General features: G+C 68.5%; 22 protein-coding genes. 9 read left to right on the top strand and 13 right to left on the bottom strand.

Annotated elements, in window-relative coordinates:
- Positions 1 to 51: 51 nt before the first annotated feature.
- Entirely contained in the window at positions 52 to 1281 is a 1230-nt protein-coding gene (locus GTW51_RS02290; RefSeq protein WP_163042240.1) for an MFS transporter, read from the bottom strand.
- Between the two features lie 163 nt (positions 1282 to 1444).
- Here GTW51_RS02290 and GTW51_RS02295 point away from each other — a divergent pair, with 163 nt between their 5' ends.
- The 3 genes from GTW51_RS02295 to GTW51_RS02305 all read left to right on the top strand — a co-directional run bounded on the left by GTW51_RS02295 (position 1445) and on the right by GTW51_RS02305 (position 3674).
- Complete coding sequence (locus tag GTW51_RS02295) at positions 1445 to 2284, top strand: AAA family ATPase (protein WP_163042241.1); 840 nt, start codon at positions 1445 to 1447, stop codon at positions 2282 to 2284.
- The gene (locus GTW51_RS02300) at positions 2281 to 2730 is read left to right on the top strand and encodes a GNAT family N-acetyltransferase (protein WP_163042242.1); all 450 of its coding nucleotides are present in this window, start codon (positions 2281 to 2283) and stop codon (positions 2728 to 2730) included. The genes GTW51_RS02295 and GTW51_RS02300 overlap by 4 nt, the downstream gene beginning before the upstream one ends.
- A gap of 113 nt (positions 2731 to 2843) precedes the next feature.
- Positions 2844 to 3674, top strand: a complete 831-nt coding sequence (locus GTW51_RS02305) for a PhzF family phenazine biosynthesis protein (protein WP_163042243.1) — start codon at positions 2844 to 2846, stop codon at positions 3672 to 3674.
- 509 nt (positions 3675 to 4183) lie between these two features.
- Here the strand turns inward: GTW51_RS02305 and GTW51_RS02310 are convergent.
- The 3 genes from GTW51_RS02310 to GTW51_RS02320 form a co-directional block, all read right to left on the bottom strand.
- Entirely contained in the window at positions 4184 to 4528 is a 345-nt protein-coding gene (locus GTW51_RS02310) for a helix-turn-helix domain-containing protein (RefSeq protein ID WP_163042244.1), read from the bottom strand.
- A 4-nt stretch (positions 4529 to 4532) separates the two neighbouring features.
- Positions 4533 to 4850: a hypothetical protein gene (locus GTW51_RS02315; RefSeq protein ID WP_163042245.1), complete on the bottom strand. Its 318-nt coding sequence runs from the start codon at positions 4848 to 4850 to the stop codon at positions 4533 to 4535.
- Between the two features lie 83 nt (positions 4851 to 4933).
- The gene (locus GTW51_RS02320) at positions 4934 to 5866 is read right to left on the bottom strand and encodes an alpha/beta fold hydrolase (RefSeq protein WP_163042246.1); all 933 of its coding nucleotides are present in this window, start codon (positions 5864 to 5866) and stop codon (positions 4934 to 4936) included.
- Between the two features lie 103 nt (positions 5867 to 5969).
- On the opposite strand from GTW51_RS02320, the gene GTW51_RS02325 reads away from it, so the two are divergent.
- Complete coding sequence (locus GTW51_RS02325; protein WP_163042247.1) at positions 5970 to 7160, top strand: vWA domain-containing protein; 1191 nt, start codon at positions 5970 to 5972, stop codon at positions 7158 to 7160.
- Between the two features lie 87 nt (positions 7161 to 7247).
- Positions 7248 to 8270, top strand: coding sequence for a Tim44 domain-containing protein (locus tag GTW51_RS02330; protein ID WP_425483217.1), 1023 nt, complete (start codon positions 7248 to 7250; stop codon positions 8268 to 8270).
- Positions 8271 to 8307: 37 nt separating this feature from the next.
- Here the strand turns inward: GTW51_RS02330 and GTW51_RS02335 are convergent, their stop codons facing one another.
- The 3 genes from GTW51_RS02335 to GTW51_RS02345 form a co-directional block, all read right to left on the bottom strand.
- Complete coding sequence (locus GTW51_RS02335; protein WP_163042249.1) at positions 8308 to 8604, bottom strand: AzlD family protein; 297 nt, start codon at positions 8602 to 8604, stop codon at positions 8308 to 8310.
- A complete protein-coding gene (locus GTW51_RS02340; RefSeq protein WP_163042250.1) occupies positions 8597 to 9310 on the bottom strand; it encodes an AzlC family ABC transporter permease in 714 nt (237 codons plus the stop codon). Before GTW51_RS02340 ends, GTW51_RS02335 begins: the two co-directional genes overlap by 8 nt.
- A 122-nt stretch (positions 9311 to 9432) precedes the next feature.
- Positions 9433 to 9984 (bottom strand): YbjN domain-containing protein, encoded by a 552-nt coding sequence (locus tag GTW51_RS02345; RefSeq protein ID WP_163042251.1) that lies wholly within the window; start codon positions 9982 to 9984, stop codon positions 9433 to 9435.
- Between the two features lie 225 nt (positions 9985 to 10209).
- On the opposite strand from GTW51_RS02345, the gene GTW51_RS02350 reads away from it, so the two are divergent.
- The 4 genes from GTW51_RS02350 (at position 10210) to GTW51_RS02365 (ending at position 13690) form a co-directional block, all read left to right on the top strand.
- Entirely contained in the window at positions 10210 to 11319 is a 1110-nt protein-coding gene (locus tag GTW51_RS02350; RefSeq protein WP_163042252.1) for an S-(hydroxymethyl)glutathione dehydrogenase/class III alcohol dehydrogenase, read from the top strand.
- Positions 11319 to 12158 (top strand): S-formylglutathione hydrolase, encoded by an 840-nt coding sequence (gene fghA / locus GTW51_RS02355; RefSeq protein ID WP_163042253.1) that lies wholly within the window; start codon positions 11319 to 11321, stop codon positions 12156 to 12158. The genes GTW51_RS02350 and fghA overlap by 1 nt, the downstream gene beginning before the upstream one ends.
- Before the next feature lie 147 nt (positions 12159 to 12305).
- Complete coding sequence (gene gntA / locus GTW51_RS02360; protein WP_163042254.1) at positions 12306 to 13064, top strand: guanitoxin biosynthesis heme-dependent pre-guanitoxin N-hydroxylase GntA; 759 nt, start codon at positions 12306 to 12308, stop codon at positions 13062 to 13064.
- Positions 13061 to 13690, top strand: coding sequence for a DUF1989 domain-containing protein (locus GTW51_RS02365; RefSeq protein WP_425483218.1), 630 nt, complete (start codon positions 13061 to 13063; stop codon positions 13688 to 13690). Before gntA ends, GTW51_RS02365 begins: the two co-directional genes overlap by 4 nt.
- 18 nt (positions 13691 to 13708) lie before the next feature.
- Here GTW51_RS02365 and ligA read toward each other — a convergent pair whose 3' ends face one another.
- The 6 genes from ligA to ftsZ all read right to left on the bottom strand — a co-directional run bounded on the left by ligA (position 13709) and on the right by ftsZ (position 22653).
- Positions 13709 to 15829 carry an NAD-dependent DNA ligase LigA gene (ligA, locus tag GTW51_RS02370; protein WP_163042256.1) on the bottom strand — a complete coding sequence of 707 codons (2121 nt, stop codon included), beginning with the start codon at positions 15827 to 15829 and terminating at the stop codon, positions 13709 to 13711.
- Positions 15826 to 16959 (bottom strand): FAD-dependent oxidoreductase, encoded by a 1134-nt coding sequence (locus GTW51_RS02375; RefSeq protein WP_163042257.1) that lies wholly within the window; start codon positions 16957 to 16959, stop codon positions 15826 to 15828. Before GTW51_RS02375 ends, ligA begins: the two co-directional genes overlap by 4 nt.
- A 12-nt stretch (positions 16960 to 16971) precedes the next feature.
- The gene (recN, locus tag GTW51_RS02380) at positions 16972 to 18648 is read right to left on the bottom strand and encodes a DNA repair protein RecN (protein ID WP_163042258.1); all 1677 of its coding nucleotides are present in this window, start codon (positions 18646 to 18648) and stop codon (positions 16972 to 16974) included.
- Positions 18649 to 18835: 187 nt separating this feature from the next.
- A complete protein-coding gene (locus tag GTW51_RS02385; protein ID WP_163042259.1) occupies positions 18836 to 19717 on the bottom strand; it encodes an outer membrane protein assembly factor BamD in 882 nt (293 codons plus the stop codon).
- Positions 19718 to 19836: 119 nt separating this feature from the next.
- On the bottom strand, positions 19837 to 20775 hold the full coding sequence (lpxC, locus tag GTW51_RS02390; RefSeq protein ID WP_203565841.1) for a UDP-3-O-acyl-N-acetylglucosamine deacetylase: 939 nt from the start codon (positions 20773 to 20775) through the stop codon (positions 19837 to 19839).
- A gap of 318 nt (positions 20776 to 21093) precedes the next feature.
- The gene (gene ftsZ / locus GTW51_RS02395) at positions 21094 to 22653 is read right to left on the bottom strand and encodes a cell division protein FtsZ (RefSeq protein ID WP_163042261.1); all 1560 of its coding nucleotides are present in this window, start codon (positions 22651 to 22653) and stop codon (positions 21094 to 21096) included.
- Between the last annotated feature and the right edge of the window lie 38 nt (positions 22654 to 22691).

Here is a 22691-nt window from a genome sequence, read left to right on the forward strand (position 1 = left end):
CTGGATCATACCCCGCTCCGTCGCCTCTCGCCAGTATCCTGGCGTCACCCGTCACGCTGGGCGGTCGACCACCAGGAAATACGCCAGCGCCGTCGCCGGCATGGCGATGCCGATCAGGCAGATGCCCTGCCAGCCGAACGCCTCCAGCACCGGGCTGGTCAGCGCCGAGCCGAGCGCGCCCCCGAGGAAGAACGTCGTCATGTAGACGGCGTTCAGCCGGCTGCGGATCGTGTCGTCGAGCTGGTAGATCTCCCGCTGGCCGAGGACGAGATTGGCCTGCACCCCAAGGTCGATCAGGATGCCGGCGGCGACAAGGGCGGCCAGCGAGCTTTCGCCGAACAGCGCCAGCCCGAACGCCAGCACCGCCGTCCCGATCGCGACGGCCGTTCCCGCACGCGTGTAGCCACGATCGGCCATCCGGCCGGCGATCGGGGCGGCAAGGACGCCGAGCACCCCCGCCAGGGTGAACAGCGCCACGCCGCCGGGGCTGAAGCCGTAGGGCTCACGCAGCAAGAGGATCGGCGTCGCCGTCCAGAACAGCGAGAACGCCGCGAACATCGCGGCGTGATAGAGCGCCCGCCGCCGCAGCACCGGTTGATTGACGAACAGCCGGCCGAGCGAGGCGATCAGCGCGCCGTAGCCGCGCGTTCCCTCGGGCCGGCGCTCGGGGAGCAGGAAAAGCGCTGCGAGGCCGAGGGCCGCGATGACGCCGGCCGACAGGCCGAAGACGCCGCGCCAGCCAACGAACTCGGCGAGGAAGCTCGACAGCGGCCGCGCCAGCAGGATGCCGAGCAGCAGGCCGCTCATGACGTTGCCGACGACCGCGCCGCGCTCCTCGGCCGGCGCCAGATTGGCGGCCAGCGGCACGATCATCTGCGCCGCCGTCGAGGTGATGCCGACGGCCAGCATCGCGGTGAACAGGAGCGCCAGCCCCGGCGCAAAGGCGAGCCCAGCCAGCGCCACGACGTTGGCGGCCATGGTGGCGAGGATCAGACGGCGGTTCTCGAGGACGTCGCCGAGCGGCACCAGCAGCACCAGGCCGACGGCGTAGCCGATCTGCGCCAGCGTCACGAGGGAGCTCTCGGCGCTGACTGGAAGACCGGTATCGGCGCCGATCAGCGCGACCAGCGGCTGGGCGTAATAGAGATTGGCCGCCAGCGCGCCGGATGCGGCGGCGAACAGCACGGTCAGCACCGTCCCGAGGCCGCGCGGCGCAGGCACCGCCAACTCGTCGGCGGAAAGGGCCGCGGCAGCGGCCTCGGAGTCTCGGGTCTGGCGCATCACTGGTCCCCAAAGCGCGAGAGGAGCCCGCGCATGGCGTCGCCGAGATAGCGCCTGCCGCGCTTTCGACCAAGTGCTGCAGTGCAAACATCGCGTCCACGCTTCGGCTTGCATCGCTTGGCACGGCACCTATGGTTGGCCGGACATGGAAGGGACGACACGCATGCGCTTTACCGGAACCGAGAGCTATGTCGCCGGCAAGGATCTGATGGTCGCAGTCAATGCCGCGATCACGCTGGAGCGGCCGCTGCTGGTCAAGGGCGAGCCCGGCACCGGCAAGACCGAGCTCGCCTTCCAAATCGCCGCGGCCCTCGGCCTGCGGCTGATCCAGTGGACGGTGAAGTCCACCACCAAGGCGGCACAGGGCCTTTACGAATACGACGCGGTCTCGCGGCTGCGCGACAGCCAACTCGGCGATGCGCGGGTCAACGACATCCGCAACTACATCCGCCCCGGCAAGCTCTGGGAGGCCTTCGCCTCGGAGGAGCGCGTGGTGCTGCTGATCGACGAGATCGACAAGGCCGACATCGAGTTCCCCAACGATCTCCTGCAGGAGCTCGACCGCATGGCGTTCGACGTCTACGAGACCGACGAGACGATCAGCGCGAAGCACCGGCCGATCGTGATCATCACCTCAAACAACGAGAAGGAGCTGCCGGACGCGTTCCTGCGCCGCTGCTTCTTCCACTACATCCAGTTCCCCGATCCCGAAACGCTGGCGCGGATCGTCGACGTCCATCATCCGGGCATCAAGCAGGACCTCGTGCGCGCCGCCCTCACCCAGTTCTACGAAATCCGCGAACAGCCGGGCGTGAAGAAGAAGCCTTCCACCTCCGAGGCGCTGGACTGGATTCGCCTGCTCGTCGCCGAGGACATCGAGGCCAAGGATTTGCGCGAGAGCCCGAGCAAGGGCCTGCCGAAGCTGGCCGGCGCGCTGCTCAAGAACGAGCAGGACGTGCATCTCTTCGAGCGGCTGGCATTTATGTCGCGAGGCCGGGGATGAGCGCCGTGTCGATGCGCCCCCTCGCCCCCGCCGATGAAGCCGAATGGCGCCGGCTCTGGACGGCCTATCTCGACTTCTATGGGACCAGCGTCTCCGAAGCAGTCTACGCCAGCAGTTTCGCGCGGATGCTGTCGGGCGAGGCCAGCGAGTATCGCTGCCTGATCGCCGAGGTCGATGGCCGGCCGGTCGGCCTCGCGCACTACCTCTTCCACCGCCACGGCTGGCGCGTCGAGAATGTCTGCTATCTCCAGGATCTCTACGCCGATCCGGACGTGCGCGGCACCGGCGTCGGCCGGGCGCTGATCGAGGCGGTCTATGCCGCCGCCGACGCAGAGGGCTGCCCCAGCGTCTATTGGATGACGCAGGATTTCAATCATACGGCACGCCAGCTCTACGACCGGATCGGCGAGAAGACGCCCTTCATCAAGTACCAGCGCAAGACCTGAACCGGGCCCCGGCGGCCATCAGCGCCGGTGATCGCGGCCATCACGAGAATTCGCTGGTCGCGCCGCTCGGGCGGGGCCACAAGCCCTGCCTGTCCAACACCCGCGAGATCACCATGCCGACGCTTCCCCTCTACCAGGTCGACGCCTTCACCGATCGGCTGTTTTCCGGCAACCCGGCGGCCGTCGTACCGCTCGAAGCCTGGCTGCCCGACGCGACGATGCTGGCGATCGCGGCCGAGAACAATCTCGCCGAGACCGCTTTCCTCGTGCCGGCCGGCGACGCGCGTTGGGAGCTGCGCTGGTTTACCCCGGCGGTCGAGGTGCCGCTCTGCGGTCACGCGACGCTGGCATCCGCCTATGTCCTCACCGAATGCCTCGGCGAGACCGCCCCGACGCTGACCTTCGTGACGCGCCAGTCCGCCGAACTGACGGTCACGCGCGACGACGACGGCTGGTTCGTCATGCGGCTGCCGCGCCGCCACACGGTCGAAGCCGTCGACGCCGCGGGCCTGGACGCGCTGGCGGCAGCGCTCGGTGCCCGGCCGAGCGAGGCGGTGATCTTCGCGGTACCCGGCGACACGTCCTGGCTCGCCGTGTTCGCCAGCCAGTCCGACATCACCGCGCTTGCGCCCGATCTCCGCGCCCTCGCCGCGCTCCCGCCGCTCAATGTCGTTGCCACCGCAGCGGGCGAGCCCGGCTCGGGCATCGACTTCGTCTCGCGCATGTTCGCGCCCAAGGCCGGCATTGACGAGGACCCTGTCACCGGCTCGGCGCATTGCTCGCTGGTGCCCTACTGGGCCGAGAAGCTCGGCAAGACCGACTTCCTCGCTCGCCAGGTCTCGCGCCGCGGCGGCACGCTGCGCTGCCAACTCGACGGCGACACGGTGGTCGTCGCCGGCGAGGCGGTGCTGTATCTGACGGGCGAGATCAATGTGCCGGGGTGATGGTGGGCGTCGCCGGCGGGCGTAGCGGTTGCGGAAGCAACCCCTCTCTTGCGATTTCATCGTCTTAGGACCTGCGGCCCTAAGACGATGAAATCGCTTTCTCCCCCTCAAGGGGGGAGAGGGCGCGCGGCGTCGGCGATGATCCGCCCTCTCTCCCCTTGAGGGAGAGAAAGCCTTTTCGCGGTCTTGGCCCCGAGGCTTGCCGAGGGCCAAGTCGCAGAAAAGGCAAGAGAGGGGTGCATCCCGTCGCCGGCAAGGCCGCCCCCTCCCTCGCGGCGTCATCCCCGGGCTTGCCCCGGGGCCCCTTGCCAGCCGCCGAAGCTGCCCAATCGGTGACGAAGAGGGCGCCTTTCCTGAGACGAACGTGCGTCGGAAACACCGAGGTATGGGTCCCCGGTCAAGCCAGGGGATGACGCGGGGGAGATGTTGGCGGGAGCCGTCTACCGTCGGCTCCATTGCGGCCGTCTTCGGCGTGGGGAGTCACGAACGGGCCGGCCTCCTGCCGCTCCCTACTCCGCCGCTTCCACCGTCTCCGAGGCGGCGATGGCGGCCATCACCGCCTTCGGCTCGCGTTCGAGCGCGTTCAGCAGCACGCGCGCCGGCCCGGTCGGGTAGCGCCGCCCCTGCTCCCAGTTGCGCAGCGTCGCCACCGGCACGCCGATCTTGCCGGCAAAGGCGTCCTGGGTCAGCTTGAGCTTGCGCCGCAGCTTCGCAATGTCCGGCACTGCCACCGTGAAGCGGTGGACGACGACATCGGAGTCATCTCCCTCGAACCACTTCAGCGCCTGCTCGAGGGATTCGACCAGATGTGCGTCGGCTTCTTCCTGGGTCTCGACCGGTACACGCTTCGTCATCGCCTCAAAGTCCAAACAGCCGTTTCACGTCGTTGATCACGCGGATCGCTTTCAGAACCGCCTGGATCGGCCGTGCCACCGGGGATTCCAGCGGCACCACCCGCAACAGGACGATCCGGTCGATCTGGTCGGACAGTGCATAGGTAATCCGCAGCGACCGAAACGACCAATCCCATAGGGCGGGCGAATCCGGGCGCTGCTTGCCGATCACAGGATCGGACCGCAGGATACGCAACGCCTGCTCGTAGCGTTCTGCCTCCAGCCCGTAGAGCCCGCAATCGATCCGAAAACGCTCCGTCTCGCCGATTTCGACCTCGTACATCCACGGTCTCATATACGCCATTGGCGCAGCTGCGACAAGCGCCGCGCCGTCACGCTATCCCGCTGCACGGCGACGGAGAAACCTCACGCCCGCCCCTCGTCGAGAAACGCCGCGACCGGTGCCAGCGCCTCGGCAGGCGCCTCCTCGTGCGGAACGTGGCCGAGATCCGGCAGGACGACGAGCCGGCTGTCCGGCAGCGCCGCCTGGTAGTCGGCGGCGTTGGCGACGGGGATCATCGCATCCTTCTCGCCCCACACGAGCAGGGTCGGCGCGGAGATCGTCGCCAGCAACGGCGGCGGCTCGACGAGTTCCACCTGCCCCATCCGGGCGATCGTGGCGTCGCGGGCACCAGGCGCCAGCAGCAGGTCGTAATAGCGGTCGACCGTTTCTTCCGAGAGCCGTGACGGGTCGGCATAGGCCGGCACCAGGTTCATCCGCAGCATCGCCCGCGGCAGCACGTAGCGCATCAGCTGCACCATGGCCGGCACGTCGGGCCGCTTGCCGTATTCGAGCCCGTGGCTGGCGAAACCGTCCGGCGAGATCAGCACCAGCTTCTCCACCCGCTCCGGATGCGCCGCGGCAAACCGCCAGGCAAAGCGCCCGCCCATGGAGTTGCCGACCAGCGTCGCCTTGTCGATAGAGAGCCGGTCCATCAGCGCCCCCAACACGGCGAGCGTGCGCTCGTCAGTGTAGTCGCCGGTAGGATCAACGCCCGAGAGCCCCGTCCCCGGAATGTCGAAGCGCACGACGCGGTAGCGATCGCTCAGCGCCTTGGCCCAGGGCTCCCAGGTGTGCAGGCTCGAGCCGAAGCCGTGCAGCATGATCAGCGCCGGCGCCTCGCGCGGCCCGCTGTCGCGGACATGCAGCCACACGCCGTCCACCTCGACCATGTCTCCCGGCGCATCGAGATAGGCCGCCTCCAGTTCGGCGCGCGACCGCTCGGGCGTCCACAGCCAGTACAGGCCGAGTGCGAGCGCGGCGACGGCGATCAAAGCCAGGACGAGCGACAGCCGCATGAAACATCCTCCAGGGCCCCATGTGGCCGGTTGCGCCGGCGCCTGGCAAGCCTGCGGGCGCTTCGCCGATGACACGACCCGCTGCCTGCCCTAGGCTTGGCTTATGTTCCTGACCCTCTTCCTCAAGCTCAAGGCCGCCGGCGTGCCGGTCACGCTGCGCGAGCATCTGCTGCTGCTCGACGCGATGCGCGCCGATCTCGTCGGCTTCGACGTCGAGGGCTTCTACTACCTGGCACGCGCCACGCTGGTGAAGGACGAGCGCTTCATCGACCGCTTCGACCAGGTCTTCGCCGAAGTCTTCAAGGGCGTCGAATCCGTTGCCGCGGCGGGTGACGCCGGCCTCGATCCCCGCGAACTGCCGGCGGAATGGCTGCGGCGCCTCGCCGAGAAGCACCTCACCGACGAGGAGAAACAGCTGGTCGAAAGCCTCGGCGGCTTCGACAGGCTGATGGAGACGCTGAAGCAGCGCCTGGAAGAGCAGAAGGGCCGCCACCAGGGCGGCTCCAAATGGATCGGCACCGGCGGCACCTCGCCCTTCGGCGCCTATGGCTACAACCCCGAAGGCGTGCGCATCGGCCAGGCCGAGAGCCGGCACCGGCGCGCCGTCAAGGTCTGGGACCGGCGGGAGTTCCGCGATCTCGACGATGGCGTCGAGCTCGGCACCCGCAACATCAAGATCGCGCTAAAGCGGCTCAGGCGCTGGGTCCGCGACGGCGCCGAGCAGGAATTCGACCTCTCCGGCACGATCCGCGCCACGGCCGAGCACGGATATCTCGACGTCAAGACCCGCCCGGAACGGCGCAATGCGGTGAAGGTCCTGCTCTTCCTCGACGTCGGCGGGTCGATGGACGACCACGTCCGGGTCGTCGAGGAGCTGTTCTCGGCGGCGCGGTCGGAGCTCAAGCACCTCGAGTTCTTCTACTTCCACAACTGCCCCTATGAGCGGCTGTGGAAGGACAATCGCCGCCGCCATGCCGAGACGATTGCGACCCAGGACGTGATCAACCGCTTCGGCCCGGACTACCGCGCGGTGTTCGTCGGCGATGCGTCGATGAGCCCCTACGAGATCGTGATGCCCGGCGGCTCGGTCGAGCACTGGAACGCCGAACCGGGATCGGTCTGGCTGTCGCGTTTTTCCCGCCAGTGGCCGCGCATGGCGTGGCTGAACCCGGTGCCGCGGGCGCAATGGGACTGGACGCAGTCCATCGCGATGATCCGCGAGGCGACCGACGACCGCATGTATCCCATGACGCTCCAGGGCATCGAGGCGGCGACGCGCACGCTCTCGCGTTAGGCGTCTCTTGTGATTATTCACCCGAGCCGTGGCGCCTACCGCCGGCCCTTCCCATATGTCCTCCTAACGACAACCTGACGGATCCCCTTGATGCCCAGCCGCCTGCGCTTCGGCGCCCTTTTTGCCAGTCTCTTCCTCGTCTTCTCCTTCGTCGCCGTCGACTTTGCCGACGCGCGGCGCGGCGGCAGCTTCGGCAGCCGCGGCGGGCGGACGTTCCAGAGCGCTCCGGCGACGCAGACCGCGCCGAACGTCACCGCGCCGGTCAACCGCACGATGACCCAGCCTTCCGCTGCCCAGCCGGGCGCCGCCGCCGGCCAGGCTGGTGCGCAGGCACGGCGTCCGGGCATGTTCGGCGGTCTTGGCGGCGGCCTGCTCGGCGGCCTCATGCTCGGCGGGCTGTTCGGCATGCTGCTGGGAACCGGCTTTGGCGGCATGGGCGGCTTCCTGGCGCTGCTCGTCCAGGCATTGCTGATCGGCCTCGGCGCCATGCTGCTGATCCGGCTGTTCCGCGGCCGTTCGGCGCCGACCCCGGCCCGAGCTTCCTCCGGCAATCGCAACGAGCGCCGCGCCTATGACGACGCGCCGCCGGCCGCCGGCGCGGGCAGCTTCCGCATCCCATCGATCGGCTCGGGCGCCGGCGCCGGCGCAGCTGCCGGTGCCGCAGGCCCCAGCGCAGCGGCCGCGCCCGTGGCCAGCGGCTCGGACGAGATCGGCATCACCGATCAGGATCTCGAGACCTTCGAGCAGCGCCTCGTCGCCGTGCAGGCTGCCTTCTCCCGCGAGGACTACGCGGCACTGCGCCAGCTGACGACGCCGGAGGTGATGTCCTATCTCGCCGAGGAACTGTCGGACAACGCCACGTCGGGCCGCAAGAACGACGTGCTCGACGTCAAGCTCGAGCAGGGTGATCTCGCCGAGGCATGGCGCGAAGGCCCGAGCGACTATGCCAGCGTCGCCATGCGCTTCTCGTGCATCGACGTGATGCGTGATCGCACGACCGGCGAAATCGTCGAAGGCGATCCCGAAGCGCCGACCGAGGCCACCGAGCTGTGGACCTTCGTGCGCCAGCGCGGCGGCGACTGGAAGCTTTCGGCAATCCAGGAAGCCTGAGCTTCAGCGGCGGGACGCTACGGCTTCCCGCCGCGTTTCAGAACCCCGCGGCCCGGGCCAGCGCCACCATGGTCGTGCCGATCGCCACGGTGGCAATCAGTGGCAGGCGCAGCGACAGCGCGACGCAGATGACGATCGCCACGCGCTCCGGCCAGTCGCCCGCCACCAGCACGGGCGTCACGATCGTCGTCAGCACGGCGGCCGGCACCGCGTTCAGCGCCGCGTCGAGGCGCGGCGGAATCCGCCCGAAGCGGGCCAGCAGCAGATGCCCGCCGGCCCGCGTCAGGTAGGTCAGGGCGCCGGCCAGAACGATAATCAGCCAGATCTCAGTCATCGCCGTCCGCCATCTCGGCCCGCCGCTTCGGCGGCGCGATCGCCGCGACCAGAACGCCGGCAAGCCCGCCGATCGTGACGTGCCAGGGCGGGCCGAGCGTCGCGAAGACGATAAGTGAAACCGCGGCGCTGCTCAGCGCCACGAGATAGAAGGCGCTGCGGCCACGGAAGGTCATCAGCAGCGCCAGGAAATACACCGGCAGGACGAAATCCAGCCCGTATTTCTCCGAATCCCCGATCATCGAGCCGAACACCGCGCCGATCAGCGTCGAGCCGATCCACACGAGGTAGAGCAGGATCCCGTAGGCGAAGTAGAACGTCTTGGTCAGCGGCCGCTGCAGCACCCGCGCCTCGGCTGCCCCGAACATCGGATCGGTGAGCAGGAAGAACGCCGCAGCCTTTTCCAGCGGGCTGAACCGGGTGAGATGCCGGCCGACAGATGCCGAATAGAGCACGTGGCGGAAGTTCAGCGCGACCACCGTCAGCAGCACCGACCAGATCGGCGCGGCGACACCGATCATCTGCAGCGCGGCGAGCTGCGAGGCCCCGGCATAGACCGCGATCGAAAAGCCCATCGCCTGCCAGAGCGTCAGGCCTTCGGCGACCGCGACCGCACCGTAGACCATGCCGAAAGGCATCACCGCCAGCATGACCGGCAGCAGCTGGCGCAGAGCGGCGCGGATCTCCAGGCGGGTGGATTGGGTCAAGCGGACACTCGGCTGGGATCGATGCGGCGGGAGAGCCGGCTGGCGGCCCGAGAGGCGGATTACGCCCGGCGCCCGGCAGAGGCAAGCGGAAGCTTGGGCCTGCCGGACAGCCGACGATGGCGCTAGAGCGCGCCTTCGACGACCGTGCGCTGGAACTCGGCGAGGGCCACCGCCCAGCGATCGAAGGCATCGACCAGCTGCGGCCGCGTCAGTCCGCCGACCAGCGACAGGTTCAGCTCGATCACCGGCAGGCCGTCCTCGCCTAGATAGGCCTTGTTGAACGGCTGCATGCGGTTCCAGTCGTTGATGACAGCAAGCTCGACCCCTGGCGTGTCCCAGATGGCGTAGAAATCCAGCACCTTGCAGTCGCGGTTGGCGGCGCATTCGAGGAAGAACAGCTGATAGCCGATGCCGTTCATCTGGCCGACGATGACCGGATCGCCGTTCTGCGCCGTGGTCTCCTCCGCCTCGCCGTAACCGCGGGCGATCTCGGCGACGGCCGCGACGTCGTTGGCCGCGATGATCGGCGTCGCCAGCGCCTGGGCCGGGGTCGTGACGCCCGGCGCGAGGGGTGTCTCCACGGTCTGCGCCGCCAGCGCGACCCCACCGGGAGCCGTGAGCATAAGCAGCGTGAAGAGGCCGGTGCGCAGGCAGCGCGGCGGACTGAAGGACATGAGCGATTCCCGTTCGTAGAAAGCCAATCTCCGCTTCCCCCGACTCTGCCGCAACCCGTCATCGCGCCTTATCAACGAGTTCTCCCGTCACCGTGGCCCGGCTGCCATGCGGCAGCGGCCGCCGATCGGACTCCGATCTGGTCATCCCGCAGCAGCCGCCGCAGGGTTTGCAAGCCGGCCCGAAACCGCTAGCAGAAGCCCGGCACCAAGATTTCGGAGAGACGCATGAAGACCAGAGCCGCCGTGGCGTTCGAGGCCAAGAAACCGCTCGAGATCGTCGAGCTCGACCTGGAAGGCCCGAAGGCCGGCGAGGTACTGGTCGAGATCATGGCGACGGGCATCTGCCACACCGACGCCTACACGCTCGACGGACTCGATTCCGAGGGCCTGTTCCCATCCGTCCTCGGCCACGAGGGCGCGGGCATCGTGCGCGAAGTCGGCGCCGGCGTCACCTATGTGAAGCCCGGCGACCACGTCATCCCGCTCTACACGCCAGAGTGCCGCCAGTGTAAGTCCTGCCTTTCCGGCAAGACCAATCTCTGCACCGCGATCCGCGCCACCCAGGGCAAGGGCCTGATGCCGGACGGCACCACGCGCTTCTCCTACAAGGGCCAGGCGATCCATCACTACATGGGCTGCTCGACCTTCTCGAACTTCACCGTCCTGCCCGAGATCGCCGTCGCCAAGATCCGCCAGGACGCGCCGTTCAAGACCACCTGCTATTGCGGCTGCGGCGTCACCACCGGCGTCGGCGCCGTGGTCAACACCGCCAAGGTCGAGCCGGGCGCCAACGTCGTCGTCTTCGGCCTCGGCGGCATCGGCCTGAACGTCATCCAGGGCGCCCGCTTCGTCGGCGCCGACAAGATCATCGGCGTCGACATCAATCCGGACAAGGAAGAGTGGGGCCGCCGCTTCGGCATGACGCATTTCGTCAATCCGAAGGAGATCGACGGCGACATCGTCCAGCACCTCGTCGCCCTGACCGACGGCGGCGCCGACTACACGTTCGACTGCACCGGCAACACCACGGTGATGCGCCAGGCTCTCGAGGCCTGCCATCGCGGCTGGGGCGTCTCGGTGGTCATCGGCGTGGCCGAATCCGGCAAGGAGATCGCCACCCGGCCGTTCCAGCTGGTCACCGGAAGAGTCTGGAAGGGCTCGGCCTTCGGCGGCGCGCGCGGGCGCACCGACACGCCGAAGATCGTCGACTGGTACATGGACGGCAAGATCCAGATCGACCCGATGATCACCCACACACTGACGCTGGAGGAGATCAACAAGGGCTTCGACCTGATGCACGAGGGCAAGTCGATCCGCTCCGTGGTGGTGTTCTGATGGAGACCGTCTCGACGGCGAAAGCCTTCGGCGGCACGCAGGGCGTCTATCGCGATGCGTCCGCCGCCACCGGCACCGACATGACCTTCGCGGTCTACGTGCCGGATCATGCACCGGGCGCGAAGCTGCCGGTGGTCTGGTATCTCTCGGGCCTCACCTGCACCCATGCCAACGTCATGGACAAGGGCGAGTACCGGCGCGCCTGCGCCGAGCTCGGCCTGATCTTCGTCGCGCCGGACACCAGCCCGCGCGGCGACGGCGTGCCGGACGATGCGGAAGCCGCCTATGATTTCGGCCTCGGCGCCGGCTTCTATGTCGACGCGACGCAGGAGCCTTTCGCGAAAAACTACCGCATGTGGTCCTACGTCACCGAGGAACTGCCGGCGCTCCTCGCCGCGGAGTTTCCGGTGGATACGGCGCGCCAGTCGATCCTCGGCCATTCCATGGGCGGCCACGGCGCGCTGACCATCGGGCTGACCTATCCGGACCGCTACAAGGCCGTCTCGGCCTTCGCTCCGATCGTCGCACCGAGCGAAGTGCCCTGGGGCCAGAAGGCCCTCCCCGGCTATCTCGGCGAGGACCGCGCGGCCTGGCGCAAGCACGACGCGGTGGCGCTGATCGAGGACGGCGCGCGGGTCGCCGACCTTCTGGTCGACCAGGGCGAGGCGGACAATTTCCTCGCCGCGCAGCTGCAGCCGGAACGCCTCGAAAAGGCCTGCAGCGATGCCGGCATCAAGCTGACGCTGCGCCGCCAGCCGGGCTACGACCACAGTTACTTCTTCATCTCGACCTTCATGGCCGACCATCTCGGCTGGCACGCCGAGCGGCTGCGGAAGTAGCTTTCAATGGCGGCCGCGGGCAATTGCGGCTGCCACCTCCGTGCGACCGTCTGGCCTTTGCCTGGAGTCGTAGCTGGCAAGCGAATACCGGAACCATCCGGGATGCAGCCTGTTTCGGAGTCCCCTGAACGAGGCGCTCCTCTCCCCATGCCCAGTACCCATAGCGTCAACGACGACATCACCGCGTCCCCGCCCGAGGCCGACCCGCTCGAAGCCGAGCTGCGCAGCTTCATCATGGACCAGGGCTTTCCCTGCGTCGGGGCGAAGTCGGCGCTGCAGCGCGGCCGCATGACGATCCACACGGCCCGCAGCATCGACAGTGCCTGGAACGACGTCGAGATCCAGGACCGGCTGATGAACTTCGCCTGGGAATACAGCCAGGAGCCGATGCTGTTCACCAGCTTCGCGGTGATCTTCGAGGGCCCGTACGACCTGACCGAGGAAGCATTCGAGCAGAGCCTGTGGACGCGCATCCAGTCGCTTGCCGACAAGGATGCCTGGCGCGGCCAGAAGCATGATCCGCGCGTCAGTTCCGACCCGGCCGACCAGCATTTCTCGCTGAGCTTCGGCGGCGAGGCCTTCTTCGTCGTCGGCCTGCATCCCAAGGCCAGCCGGCCGGCGCGGCGCTTCGCCCACCCCACGATGGTGTTCAACCTGCACAACCAGTTCGAGATGCTGCGCGAGGCGAACCGTTACGAGAAGCTCCGCGAGGCGATCATCGACCGTGACGTGAAGCTCGCTGGCGAGCCCAACCCGATGCTGGCCCGCCACGGCACGATCTCCGAGGCGCGCCAGTATAGCGGCCGTGCCGTCGGCCCCGAATGGACCTGCCCGTTCTCCCGCAAGCAGGAGACGGTCCTGCCCGTCGCCAACGAGGAAACCCCAGACGTCAGGCGCGCATCGTGAGCGACAACGGACGCAGCCGGCACATCGCGCCCCGCAGCGGCACCGCCTTCGAGCTGAAGGCCGGCGAGGAGCTGATCGTCATCGATCCCGAAGGCGGCCAGGTTGCCGATCTGCTCGCGGTCTCGCTTGACGACATAAAAGAGATGCTGTCCTCCGGCCGGACGCTCGACTACGCCGAGCGTATTTACCTCACCACCGGCGACAAGCTCTATTCCAACCGCTCGAACGTCATGCTGGAGATCGTCGAGGACACGGTCGGCCGCCACGACTTCCTGCTGACGCCGTGCAGCGAAGCGACATTCCGTCTCTGCTACGAGAACGAGCCGCCGCACCAGGGCTGCCACGGCAATCTCGCTGCGGCCCTTGCGCCGTATGGCGTGACCGCCGACGCCATTCCGGTCGCCTTCAACTGCTTCATGAACGTGCCCGTCGACGGCAAGACCGGCCGCTTCAAGGTGTTGCCGCCGCTCAGCAAGGCCGGCGATCACATCGCCTTCCGGGCCGAGATGGACCTCGTTATCGGCCTCACCGCCTGTTCGGCCCCCGCCAGCAACGGCGGCAGCTTCAAGCCGATCCACTACCGGATCGTCGCGAAGGAAGAGGCACGGGTCGCCTCGGCCGGATAATCGGACGGCGACGGCGGCTCAGCCCGCCTCGCCGCCCCGCCCGATCCGCACGAACCACGCGTCCTCGTCGATCACCTCGATCTCGAACTCGGCGGCCTTCTTGAGCTTCGAGCCGGCACCGGGGCCGGCGACGACGAGGTCGGTCTTCTTCGACACCGAACCCGCCACCTTGGCGCCCAGCGCCTCGGCCATCGCCTTCGCCTCGTCGCGCGTCATCCGCTCCAGCGAGCCGGTGAAGACGATGGTCTGGCCGGAGACCGGCGAGGTCGCTGCCGGCTTCTCGACCCTTTCGATGGTCAGCTCCCGCACCAGCTCCTCGACCAGCCGGCGATTGTGTTCCTCGGAGAAGAACCGCGCCACTGCGGTGATCACCGCCCCGCCGATATCCTCCAGCGCGTCCATCTCGGCGGCGGCCTCCGCGTCGCCCTCGGCGACCTTCAGCGCCGCCTCGTGGAAGGCCTCGAAGCTGCCATAGGCGCGCGCCAGCGTCTTCGCCGTCGCCTCGCCGACATGGCGGATGCCGAGCGAGAAGATCAGCCGGTCGAGCGCGATCGTCCGCCGCGCCTCGATCGCATCGAAGAGGTTGCGCGCCGAAACCTCGCCGAAGCCTTCCTTGTCCTTCAGCTTCTTCAGGCCCGCCGCATCCTTGCCCCGCATCTTGAAGATGTCGGCGGGCGTGCGCACGGAGAAATCTGGATCGTCGTAGAACAGGTCGATCTGCTTCTCGCCCAGCCCGTCGATGTCGAAGGCCTTGCGGGAGACGAACAGCTTCAGGTGCTCGCGGCGCTGGAATGGGCAGGCGAACTCGCCGGTGCAGCGGCGCACGACGCTCTGCGCGCCCGACGCCGTCTCCTCGCGCACCACCGGCGTCTTCAGCTCGCACGGGCAGGTGTCGGGGAAGGCGAAGGGCTCGGTGCCCGCCGGGCGCTTCTCCGCCACGATTCCGAGCACCTGCGGAATCACGTCGCCGGCGCGCTGGATCTGCACCGTGTCGCCGACCCGCACGTCCAGCCGCTCGATCTCCTCGGCATTGTGCAGCGTCGCGTTCTGCACGACAACGCCGCCGACGGTGACCGGATCGAGCTTGGCGACCGGGGTCAGCGCGCCCGTCCGTCCCACCTGGATCTCGATGTCGCGGAGCACCGTTGTCGCCTGCTCGGCCGGGAACTTGTGGGCGATCGCCCAGCGCGGCGAGCGCGAGACGAAGCCGAGCCGCTTCTGCAGGGCGAGATCGTCGACCTTGTAGACGACGCCGTCGATGTCGTAGCCGAGCCCCGCCCTGCCCGCCTCGATCTGGTGGTAATGCTCGATCAGACCGTCGATCGTCTCGAAGCGCTTCATCAGGTCGAGAGTCTGGAAGCCCATCGCCTTCATCGCCTTAACGACGTCCATCTGCGTTTCGCCCGGCACCGCGCTCGCCTCGCCCCAGGCATAGGCGAAGAAGTTCAGCTTGCGGCGCCGCGTGATTCCGGCGTCGAGCTGGCGCAGCGAGCCGGCCGCGGCATTGCGCGGGTTGGCGTAGATCGGCTTGCCGTCCTCGGCCTGGCTCGCATTGAGCGCGGCAAAGCCGGCATGGCTCATATAGACCTCGCCGCGCACCTCGAAGATGTCCGGCACATCACCCTTCAGCCGGTTCGGGATGTCGGCGACGGTGCGGGCGTTGCGGGTGACGTCCTCGCCCGTCGTGCCGTCGCCGCGGGTCGCGGCCGAGACGAGTTCGCCGTGCTCGTAGCGCAACGACAGCGACAGGCCGTCGATCTTCGGCTCGGCGGTGATGCCCAGCGGCGCCGCCTCGTCGAGCTTCAGAAAGCGCCTGACCCGCTTGCCGAAATCAGCCACGTCCTCGTCGGAAAAGGCGTTATCCAGCGACAGCATCGGGATCGAGTGACGGATCTTGCCGAACTTCTCCGACACTTCGGTGCCGACCCGCGCCGACGGCGAATCCTCGCGGATCAGCCCCGGAAAGCGCGCCTCGATGGCGCTGTTGCGCCGGCGCAGTGCATCGTATTCGGCATCCGAAACGCTCGGAGCATCGTCCGCATAATAGCGTCGGTCGTGCGCGGCGATCTCGCCGGCCAGCCGTTCGAGCTCCGCCGCGGCGTCCCCCTCCGTCAGTTTCTCGACCGGCGTGTCGCTCATCCTGCGTCCCTGTTCCGTCCGGCATCGGCCGCCAGCCATTCCGGCTGCGGCAGGTCGAGCGCCAGCACCCTTTCGGCGATCCGCCGTGCGATGGTCGGCACGCGCCCCGCCAATGGCATCGCAAAGGGCAGCAGCCGCAGGGCCGCGCCGCCCGGCTGGCTCACCGTGTCGGTCATCTGGCGCGTCGCCTTCAGCACCTGGTCCACCACCGGCAGGCGCTTGGTCTCGTATTCGGTCTCGCGGCCCTCGGCCAGGAGGAAAGCCAGCGTCGCCGCGTCCCAGATACCGAGATTCATGCCCCGCCCGCCGACCGGCGAATGCACGTGGGCGGCGTCCCCCGCCAGGAACACCCGGCCCTTGGCCATCCGTTCCGCACGCCGGAACGCAACCGTGAAGCGCGACGTCCAGGTCACCGCCTCGATGCCCTCGACGCCCTCGTACAGCGCCTCCGGCGAACCGCCGACGCCGATGAACCGCCCACTGTGCGTTCCGAACGGCAGCAGCGCCGACGCGCCGATCCCGCTGCGGATGTTGACCTCGGCGCGGGTGGCGTCGATCGGTGCCGAGAAACGCACGTCGGCCAGCGAGAACTCCCCCGGATAGCCCTCGCCGCGCCAGGGAATGCCGACCGCCTCGCGCACCCGCGAATGGATGCCGTCGCAGCCGATCACCGCCCGCGCCGCGACCGTCTCGCCGTTCGTCAGGACGGCCTGCGGCCGGTGCGTGTCGATGATGTCGTCGAGGCCGAGACCCCATTCCACCGCGACGCCCCGCGCCGCCAGCCAGTCGATCATGATCCGCTCGGTCCGGCCCTGCGGCAGCGACAGGATGAAGGGCGTCGGCGTGCGGGCGCGGGCAAGCTCGATGGAGAACAGCTTGCGTCCGTCGCGCGCGATGTCGGCGCCGCCGATCCGGGCGCCCTCGGTGAGCAGCCGCTCGGTCACGCCCGAGGCGGAAAGGATCGCCAGCGTCGTCGGCAAGATTCCCAGCGCGCGTGATTGCTCCGGCGGCGTCGGCCCTTCGCCGGCATCGATGATCCGCACCGGCAGGCCGCGGCGGGTCAGTTCGACCGCAGCGGCAAGGCCGACCGGCCCGGCGCCGGCGATGAGGATCACGCTGTCATGCGCCATCGCCCCGCCTCCTCAACGGCCGTCCGCGCCGATCAGCCGGGCGGCCGCCGCCCGCGCTTCCTCGGTGACGCTCTCGCCGGCCAGCATCCGCGCGATCTCCTCGCGGCGACCCGCCTCGCCCATCGTCGCGACGCGCGTCTCGACCCGGTCCTCGCCGCTGTCGGCCGTCGCCTTCGAGATCAGCAGGTGGCTGGTCGCACGCGCGGCGACCTGCGGCGCGTGCGTCACCGCCAGCACCTGCACCGAGCCCGCCAGCCGCGCCAGCCGCCGCCCGATCGCGTCCGCCACCGCCCCGCCGACGCCGGTGTCGATCTCGTCGAACACCAAGGTCGGCGCCGAGCCGCGGTCGGCCAGCGCCACCTTCAGCGCCAGGAGGAAGCGCGACAGCTCACCGCCCGACGCGACCTTCATCATCGGACCGGGGCGCGTGCCGGGATTGGTCCGCACGAAGAACTCGACGCTGTCGATGCCCGCCGCGGACGGCCGCTCCGGGTCGGTCGCCGTCTCGACGATGAAGGCGGCCCGTTCCAGCTTGAGATCCGGCAACTCCGCCATCACTGCGCCTTCGAGCAGCCGCGCGGCGACCTGGCGCTTTTCCGACAGCGCCGCCGCGATCGTCGCGAACGCGGCGCGTTTCTCGATCGCCTCCGCTTCCAGCCGGTGCAACCGGTCTTCCCCGGCGTCGAGATCGGCGAGATCGCCGATCATCCGGGCGGTCAGCTCCGGCAGATCGTCGACCGGCACGTTGAACTTGCGGCCCGCGGCGCGAAGCGCGAACAGCCGCTCCTCGGCCTGCTCCAGCGCGCGCGGATCGAACTCCAGCGCACGCAACGCCGCCGCCAGCGCCATCTGCGCCTCCGACAGCGCGTCGAGCGCCACATCGATCCGCTCGATCGCCGGGTCGAGCAGGCCGGGCAGTTCGTCGCGGCGGCGGGCGAGACGCTTCAGGAGCCCCGCCAGCGGCGGGATCGGCGAAGCGTGTCCCGACAGTTCCTCATTGGCGTCGCTGACGTCGGTGGCGATCTTCTCCGAGCGCATCATCGTCTGGCGGCGCTCGGCGAGTTCCTCTTCCTCGCCGGCGATCGGCGAAAGGTCCGACAGTTCCTCCACCGCGGCGCGCAGGAAATCCGCCTCGCGCTGCGCGGCGTCGACGCGGGCGCGATGCTCACGCAGCGCCTGCTCGCAATCCTTCCAGGCGGCATAAGCGCGCGCCACCGCCTCGGCCTCGACCTGCAGGCCACCATACTGGTCGAGGAGCAGGCGGTGGGCGGCCGGGTCGATCAGCGCGCGGTCGTCGTGCTGGCCGTGGATCTCGACCAGCAGTTGGCCGAGGTCGCGCATGAGCGCGACGCTGGACGGCCGGTCATTGACGAAGACCCGCGTGCGCCCGTCGGCGTTCTGGACGCGGCGCAGGATCACGTCACCATCGGCCTCGATGCCGTTCTCGACGAGGATCGCCCGGGCGCGATGATCGCCGGCGATGTCGAAGACCGCCGTCACCTCGCCCTGCTTCGCCCCATGGCGAACCAGTCCGCCGTCGCCCCGCCCGCCGAGCGCGAGCGACAGCGCGTCGAGCAGGATCGACTTGCCGGCGCCGGTCTCGCCGGTCAGCACCGAAAGTCCCGCCGCAAGGGCGAGATCGAGCCGTTCGATGAGAACGATGTCGCGGATCGAAAGGTGAACCAGCATGGCCCGATTGTCGGTAGTGAAGCGCCGCCGCGATAGCAACAGCGATGCGAAGATAGGGCATCCTGTCGCCAACCGCAGGGCATGAAAACACCAAAGGCCGCCTTCCGGGGAAGACGGCCTTTGTCGTGTCTCTACCGAGTCGTGCCTGGCATCAGGCCACAAGCGCGACCGTCTCGATGGACTCTGCTCAGGCGCCGGTGATCATGCGTCCGGCGTTGGCGAACCACGAGTTCGCCCCGCCTTCGCGTGGCGCCAGGCCCTTGGTCTGCAGCAACTGGTAGGTGTCGCGGTACCACGGCGAATCGGGGAAGTTCTGTCCGAGCACCGATGCCGAGGCCTGCGCCTCGCTGGTCAGGCCCATCGCGTAATAGGCCTCGGTCAGGCGGGCAAGCGCCTCCTCGACCTGGCGCGATTCCGGATAGACGTCGACGACGTTCTTGAAGCGGTTGATCGCCGCCAGATATTCGCGCCGCTCGAGATAATAGCGGCCGACCTGCATTTCCTTGCCGGCCAGCTGGTCGCGGGCGATGCGCACCTTGGTGCGGGCGTCCTCGGCATATTCCGAATCGGGATAGCGCTCCATCACCTCGCGCATGGCGGCGGCAGCCCGAGCCGATTCCTTCTGGTCGCGGGTGACGTCCGGGATCTGCCGGTAATAGGCGAGGCCGATGATGTACTGGGCGTAGGCGGCATCCTCGGAGCCCGGGTAGAGCGACAGATAGCGCCGCGCCGAGGTGATCGCCTCTTCGTAGTTGCCACTGCGGTAGCTGGCGAAGGCGCCCATCACCAGCGCCTTGCGGGCCCATTCCGAATAGGGATGCTGGCGATCGATCGCCTCGAACTTGGCCGACGCTTCGCTCAGGCGCCCGCCCTCGAGATTGGCCAGGCCCTGGTTGTAGAGAACGTCCGGCGGCTCGGTCTGCGCGGCGAGCGCCAGCGCGTCGACGTCGCTGCCGCCCGACGACATGCAGCCGGAAAGCCCGCCGAAGGCCAGCCCGAGAACGGTCGCCAGTCCGAGCGTCGCCTTGCGCGAGCGCGGGACGGCCCGAGATGTTTGCGGATTGCTCATATGCGTCGACCCCCTGCCTTCAAAAGGCCCGGCATGTGTACGCCCGACCTTTGATGCCGGCAACGCTCAAGCCGCACCAAGCGGTCTTTTTTGTGACTGCTGCGTCAGGACGACCCGTTTCAGAGCGTCTGCGGCCCATAGGCGGGCGCGGCAACGGCGACCAGCGGCGCGTGGCGGACGGGATCGACCCGGCGCGACGGCATCTCGATCATCTCATAGGCGCGATGGTCGGCAAGCAGGGCCTGCAGCGCCAGCGCGTTGAGCTTGTGGCCACCGCGATAGGAGCGGTAGCAGCCGAGCACCCGGGCACCGGCCAGGGCCTGGTCGCCGATCGCGTCGAGCGTCTTGTGGCGGACGAACTCGTCCTTGTAGCGCAGGCCTTCCGGGTTGATCACCCGGCCGTCCTCGCCGATCACCACGGAATTCTCGAGCGAGGAGCCAAGCGCGAAGCCCGCCGCCCACAGCCGCTCGACATCCTTCATGAAGCCGAAGGTGCGGGCCCGCGACAGGTCCCGCGCGAAGCGCTCGGCCGTGAGGTCGGCGCTGTAGCTCTGGCGCCCGATGACCGGGCTGTCGAATTCGATCTCGATCTCGAAGCGCGTGCCGTTGTGCGGGCGATACTCGGCCCATGCACCGTTCATCTCGACCGTCACCGGCTTCAGGACGCGCAGATAGCGGCGCCGGCAAGCCTGGCTGACGGTGCCGGCCTCGCGGATCGCCGCGATGAAGGCGGCGGCGCAGCCGTCCATGATCGGGGTCTCGTGCGCATCGATCTGCACGACGATGTTGTCGACGCCCATCGCGTAGAGCGAGGCCATCAGATGCTCGATCGTCGACACGTGCGCGCCACGCGGGTCACCGACCACGGTCGCGAGGTCGATGAGGGCGGCGTTGGCGGAGGTCGCCTTGATCTCGTGCAGCAGTTCGCTGCCATCGAAGAGGTGGAAGACGATGCCGGTATTCGCCTCGGCCGGAAGCAGGCTGAGCTGGACGGGCAGGCCGCTATGGACGCCGACACCGTCGAATGCGATCCGCGAGCCTATCGTCTGCTGAAACATTGACACTACCGGCAAACCTTTCCCACCATGCAGATCGAGGCGGAGCGCACTTCCATCGTGTGGCTGGCGTCCCCTCGGCATTCCGGCTGGCTGTCGTTACCTGCGGATCGCCCCCCGACGACCGACACGACACAAACCCGTTGAACGCACAGAAAGTCCTAGAACGAGCCCCGTCGGCGACCAAATCACGCTTTCTTACCCGTTGTTACCAGAAGCCTGGTTAACGCATCGCAAAAGGCGGCATTTTCAACAAGTTAGACGTGAAAAGGCCCGCCGGTTTCCCGGCGGGCCTTGTGTCAATCTTGCAACGTGCGTGGATCAGTTGGCCTGGCGGCGCAGGAAGGCCGGGATTTCAAGCTGATCGTCGTCGCTCTGGGGCCGCTGCGCGGCGACCGGACGAGCCGCTGATTCCGCTGCGACGCGGCGCGGCGCATAGGGGCTCGGCTCGGCCGGGGCACGCCGCGGCTGCTCGGCGGCAGGCCGGCGCGTCTCGGCGGCGCCCTCCTCGTCCTGGTGGCGCGACAGGCCCGTGGTCAGCCGGCGCAGGAGACCCATCGGCCCGCGATCCTCGTGACCGTCGACGGACGCCGCGCGGCTTTCCATCTCGGCGCGGACCGTCGGCGGGAAGTCCTCGACCCGCGGCATGCGCGGCGACTGCACGGCGTGGCGCTCGCCGGCCGTCGCCGGGCTGACCTGGGCGATCTCGGCCTCGAGGGCGGCGGTGAAATCGTCCTCGATCTCGTCCGCCGAGAAATCCTCCTCGACCGCGGCGAAGCTCGGGGCCGCATGGGCCTCGGCCGGACGCTGTGTGACCGGCTGGGCCACCGGCACGGCGCGCGGCTGGGCGGCAGCGGGCGCCGCGACGGCCTGGGTCTGGGCGATCATCGGCCGCTCGGCGGCGACGTAGCCATCGGCCTTGTCTATGCCGGTGGCGACGACCGAGACGCGGATGACGCCTTCGAGGTTCTCGTCGAAGGTGGCGCCGAGGATGATGTTGGCGTCCTGGTCGACTTCCTCGCGGATGCGGGTGGCCGCCTCGTCGACTTCGAACAGCGTCAGGTCACGGCCGCCGGTGATCGAGATGAGCAGGCCCTTGGCGCCCTTCATCGAGGTCTCGTCGAGCAGCGGGTTGGCGATGGCGGCCTCGGCGGCGGCCATCGCACGGCCCTCGCCCGAAGCTTCGCCGGTGCCCATCATCGCCTTGCCCATCTCGCGCATCACCGAACGGACGTCGGCGAAGTCGAGGTTGATCAGGCCTTCCTTGACCATCAGGTCGGTGATGCAGGCAACGCCCGAGTAGAGCACCTGGTCGGCCATGCCGAAGGCATCGGCAAAGGTCGTCTTGTCGTTGGCGATCCGGAACAGGTTCTGGTTCGGGATGACGATCAGCGTGTCGACGTTCTTCTGCAGTTCCTCGATGCCCTGGTCGGCGATCCGCAGCCGGCGCTGGCCCTCGAAGTGGAACGGCTTGGTGACGACGCCGACGGTGAGGATGCCCTTCTCGCGGGCGGCCCGCGCCACGACCGGTGCAGCGCCGGTGCCGGTGCCGCCGCCCATGCCGGCGGTAACGAAGCACATGTGCGAGCCGAGCAGGTGATCGCAGATCTCGTCGATCGACTCCTCGGCGGCCGCGCGGCCGACTTCCGGCTGCGAGCCGGCGCCGAGACCCTCGGTGACGGCGACGCCCATCTGGATGATGCGCTCGGCCCGCGACGAACGCAGGGCCTGCGCGTCGGTGTTGGCGATCACGAACTCGACCCCTTCGAGGCCGGCATTGATCATGTTGTTGACGGCATTACAGCCGCCGCCGCCAACGCCGAAGACGGTGATGCGGGGCTTCAGCTCGGTGATGTCCGGCTTGTTGAGGGTGATGCTCATCGTTCGTTCCTCGTTCCACTGTTCGGGCCGTCTCGCCG

Source organism: Aurantimonas aggregata (assembly GCF_010500835.1).
Classification (GTDB): Bacteria; Pseudomonadota; Alphaproteobacteria; order Rhizobiales; family Rhizobiaceae; genus Aurantimonas; species Aurantimonas aggregata.

Coding starts and splice junctions, on each gene's coding strand:
- GTW51_RS02290 (WP_163042240.1), bottom strand. CDS start 1,281: ATGCGCCAGACCCGAGACTCCGAGGCCGCTGCCGCGGCCCTTTCCGCC.
- GTW51_RS02295 (WP_163042241.1), top strand. CDS start 1,445: ATGCGCTTTACCGGAACCGAGAGCTATGTCGCCGGCAAGGATCTGATG.
- GTW51_RS02300 (WP_163042242.1), top strand. CDS start 2,281: ATGAGCGCCGTGTCGATGCGCCCCCTCGCCCCCGCCGATGAAGCCGAA.
- GTW51_RS02305 (WP_163042243.1), top strand. CDS start 2,844: ATGCCGACGCTTCCCCTCTACCAGGTCGACGCCTTCACCGATCGGCTG.
- GTW51_RS02310 (WP_163042244.1), bottom strand. CDS start 4,528: ATGACGAAGCGTGTACCGGTCGAGACCCAGGAAGAAGCCGACGCACAT.
- GTW51_RS02315 (WP_163042245.1), bottom strand. CDS start 4,850: ATGTACGAGGTCGAAATCGGCGAGACGGAGCGTTTTCGGATCGATTGC.
- GTW51_RS02320 (WP_163042246.1), bottom strand. CDS start 5,866: ATGCGGCTGTCGCTCGTCCTGGCTTTGATCGCCGTCGCCGCGCTCGCA.
- GTW51_RS02325 (WP_163042247.1), top strand. CDS start 5,970: ATGTTCCTGACCCTCTTCCTCAAGCTCAAGGCCGCCGGCGTGCCGGTC.
- GTW51_RS02335 (WP_163042249.1), bottom strand. CDS start 8,604: ATGACTGAGATCTGGCTGATTATCGTTCTGGCCGGCGCCCTGACCTAC.
- GTW51_RS02345 (WP_163042251.1), bottom strand. CDS start 9,984: ATGTCCTTCAGTCCGCCGCGCTGCCTGCGCACCGGCCTCTTCACGCTG.
- GTW51_RS02350 (WP_163042252.1), top strand. CDS start 10,210: ATGAAGACCAGAGCCGCCGTGGCGTTCGAGGCCAAGAAACCGCTCGAG.
- fghA (WP_163042253.1), top strand. CDS start 11,319: ATGGAGACCGTCTCGACGGCGAAAGCCTTCGGCGGCACGCAGGGCGTC.
- gntA (WP_163042254.1), top strand. CDS start 12,306: ATGCCCAGTACCCATAGCGTCAACGACGACATCACCGCGTCCCCGCCC.
- ligA (WP_163042256.1), bottom strand. CDS start 15,829: ATGAGCGACACGCCGGTCGAGAAACTGACGGAGGGGGACGCCGCGGCG.
- GTW51_RS02375 (WP_163042257.1), bottom strand. CDS start 16,959: ATGGCGCATGACAGCGTGATCCTCATCGCCGGCGCCGGGCCGGTCGGC.
- recN (WP_163042258.1), bottom strand. CDS start 18,648: ATGCTGGTTCACCTTTCGATCCGCGACATCGTTCTCATCGAACGGCTC.
- GTW51_RS02385 (WP_163042259.1), bottom strand. CDS start 19,717: ATGAGCAATCCGCAAACATCTCGGGCCGTCCCGCGCTCGCGCAAGGCG.
- lpxC (WP_203565841.1), bottom strand. CDS start 20,775: ATGTTTCAGCAGACGATAGGCTCGCGGATCGCATTCGACGGTGTCGGC.
- ftsZ (WP_163042261.1), bottom strand. CDS start 22,653: ATGAGCATCACCCTCAACAAGCCGGACATCACCGAGCTGAAGCCCCGC.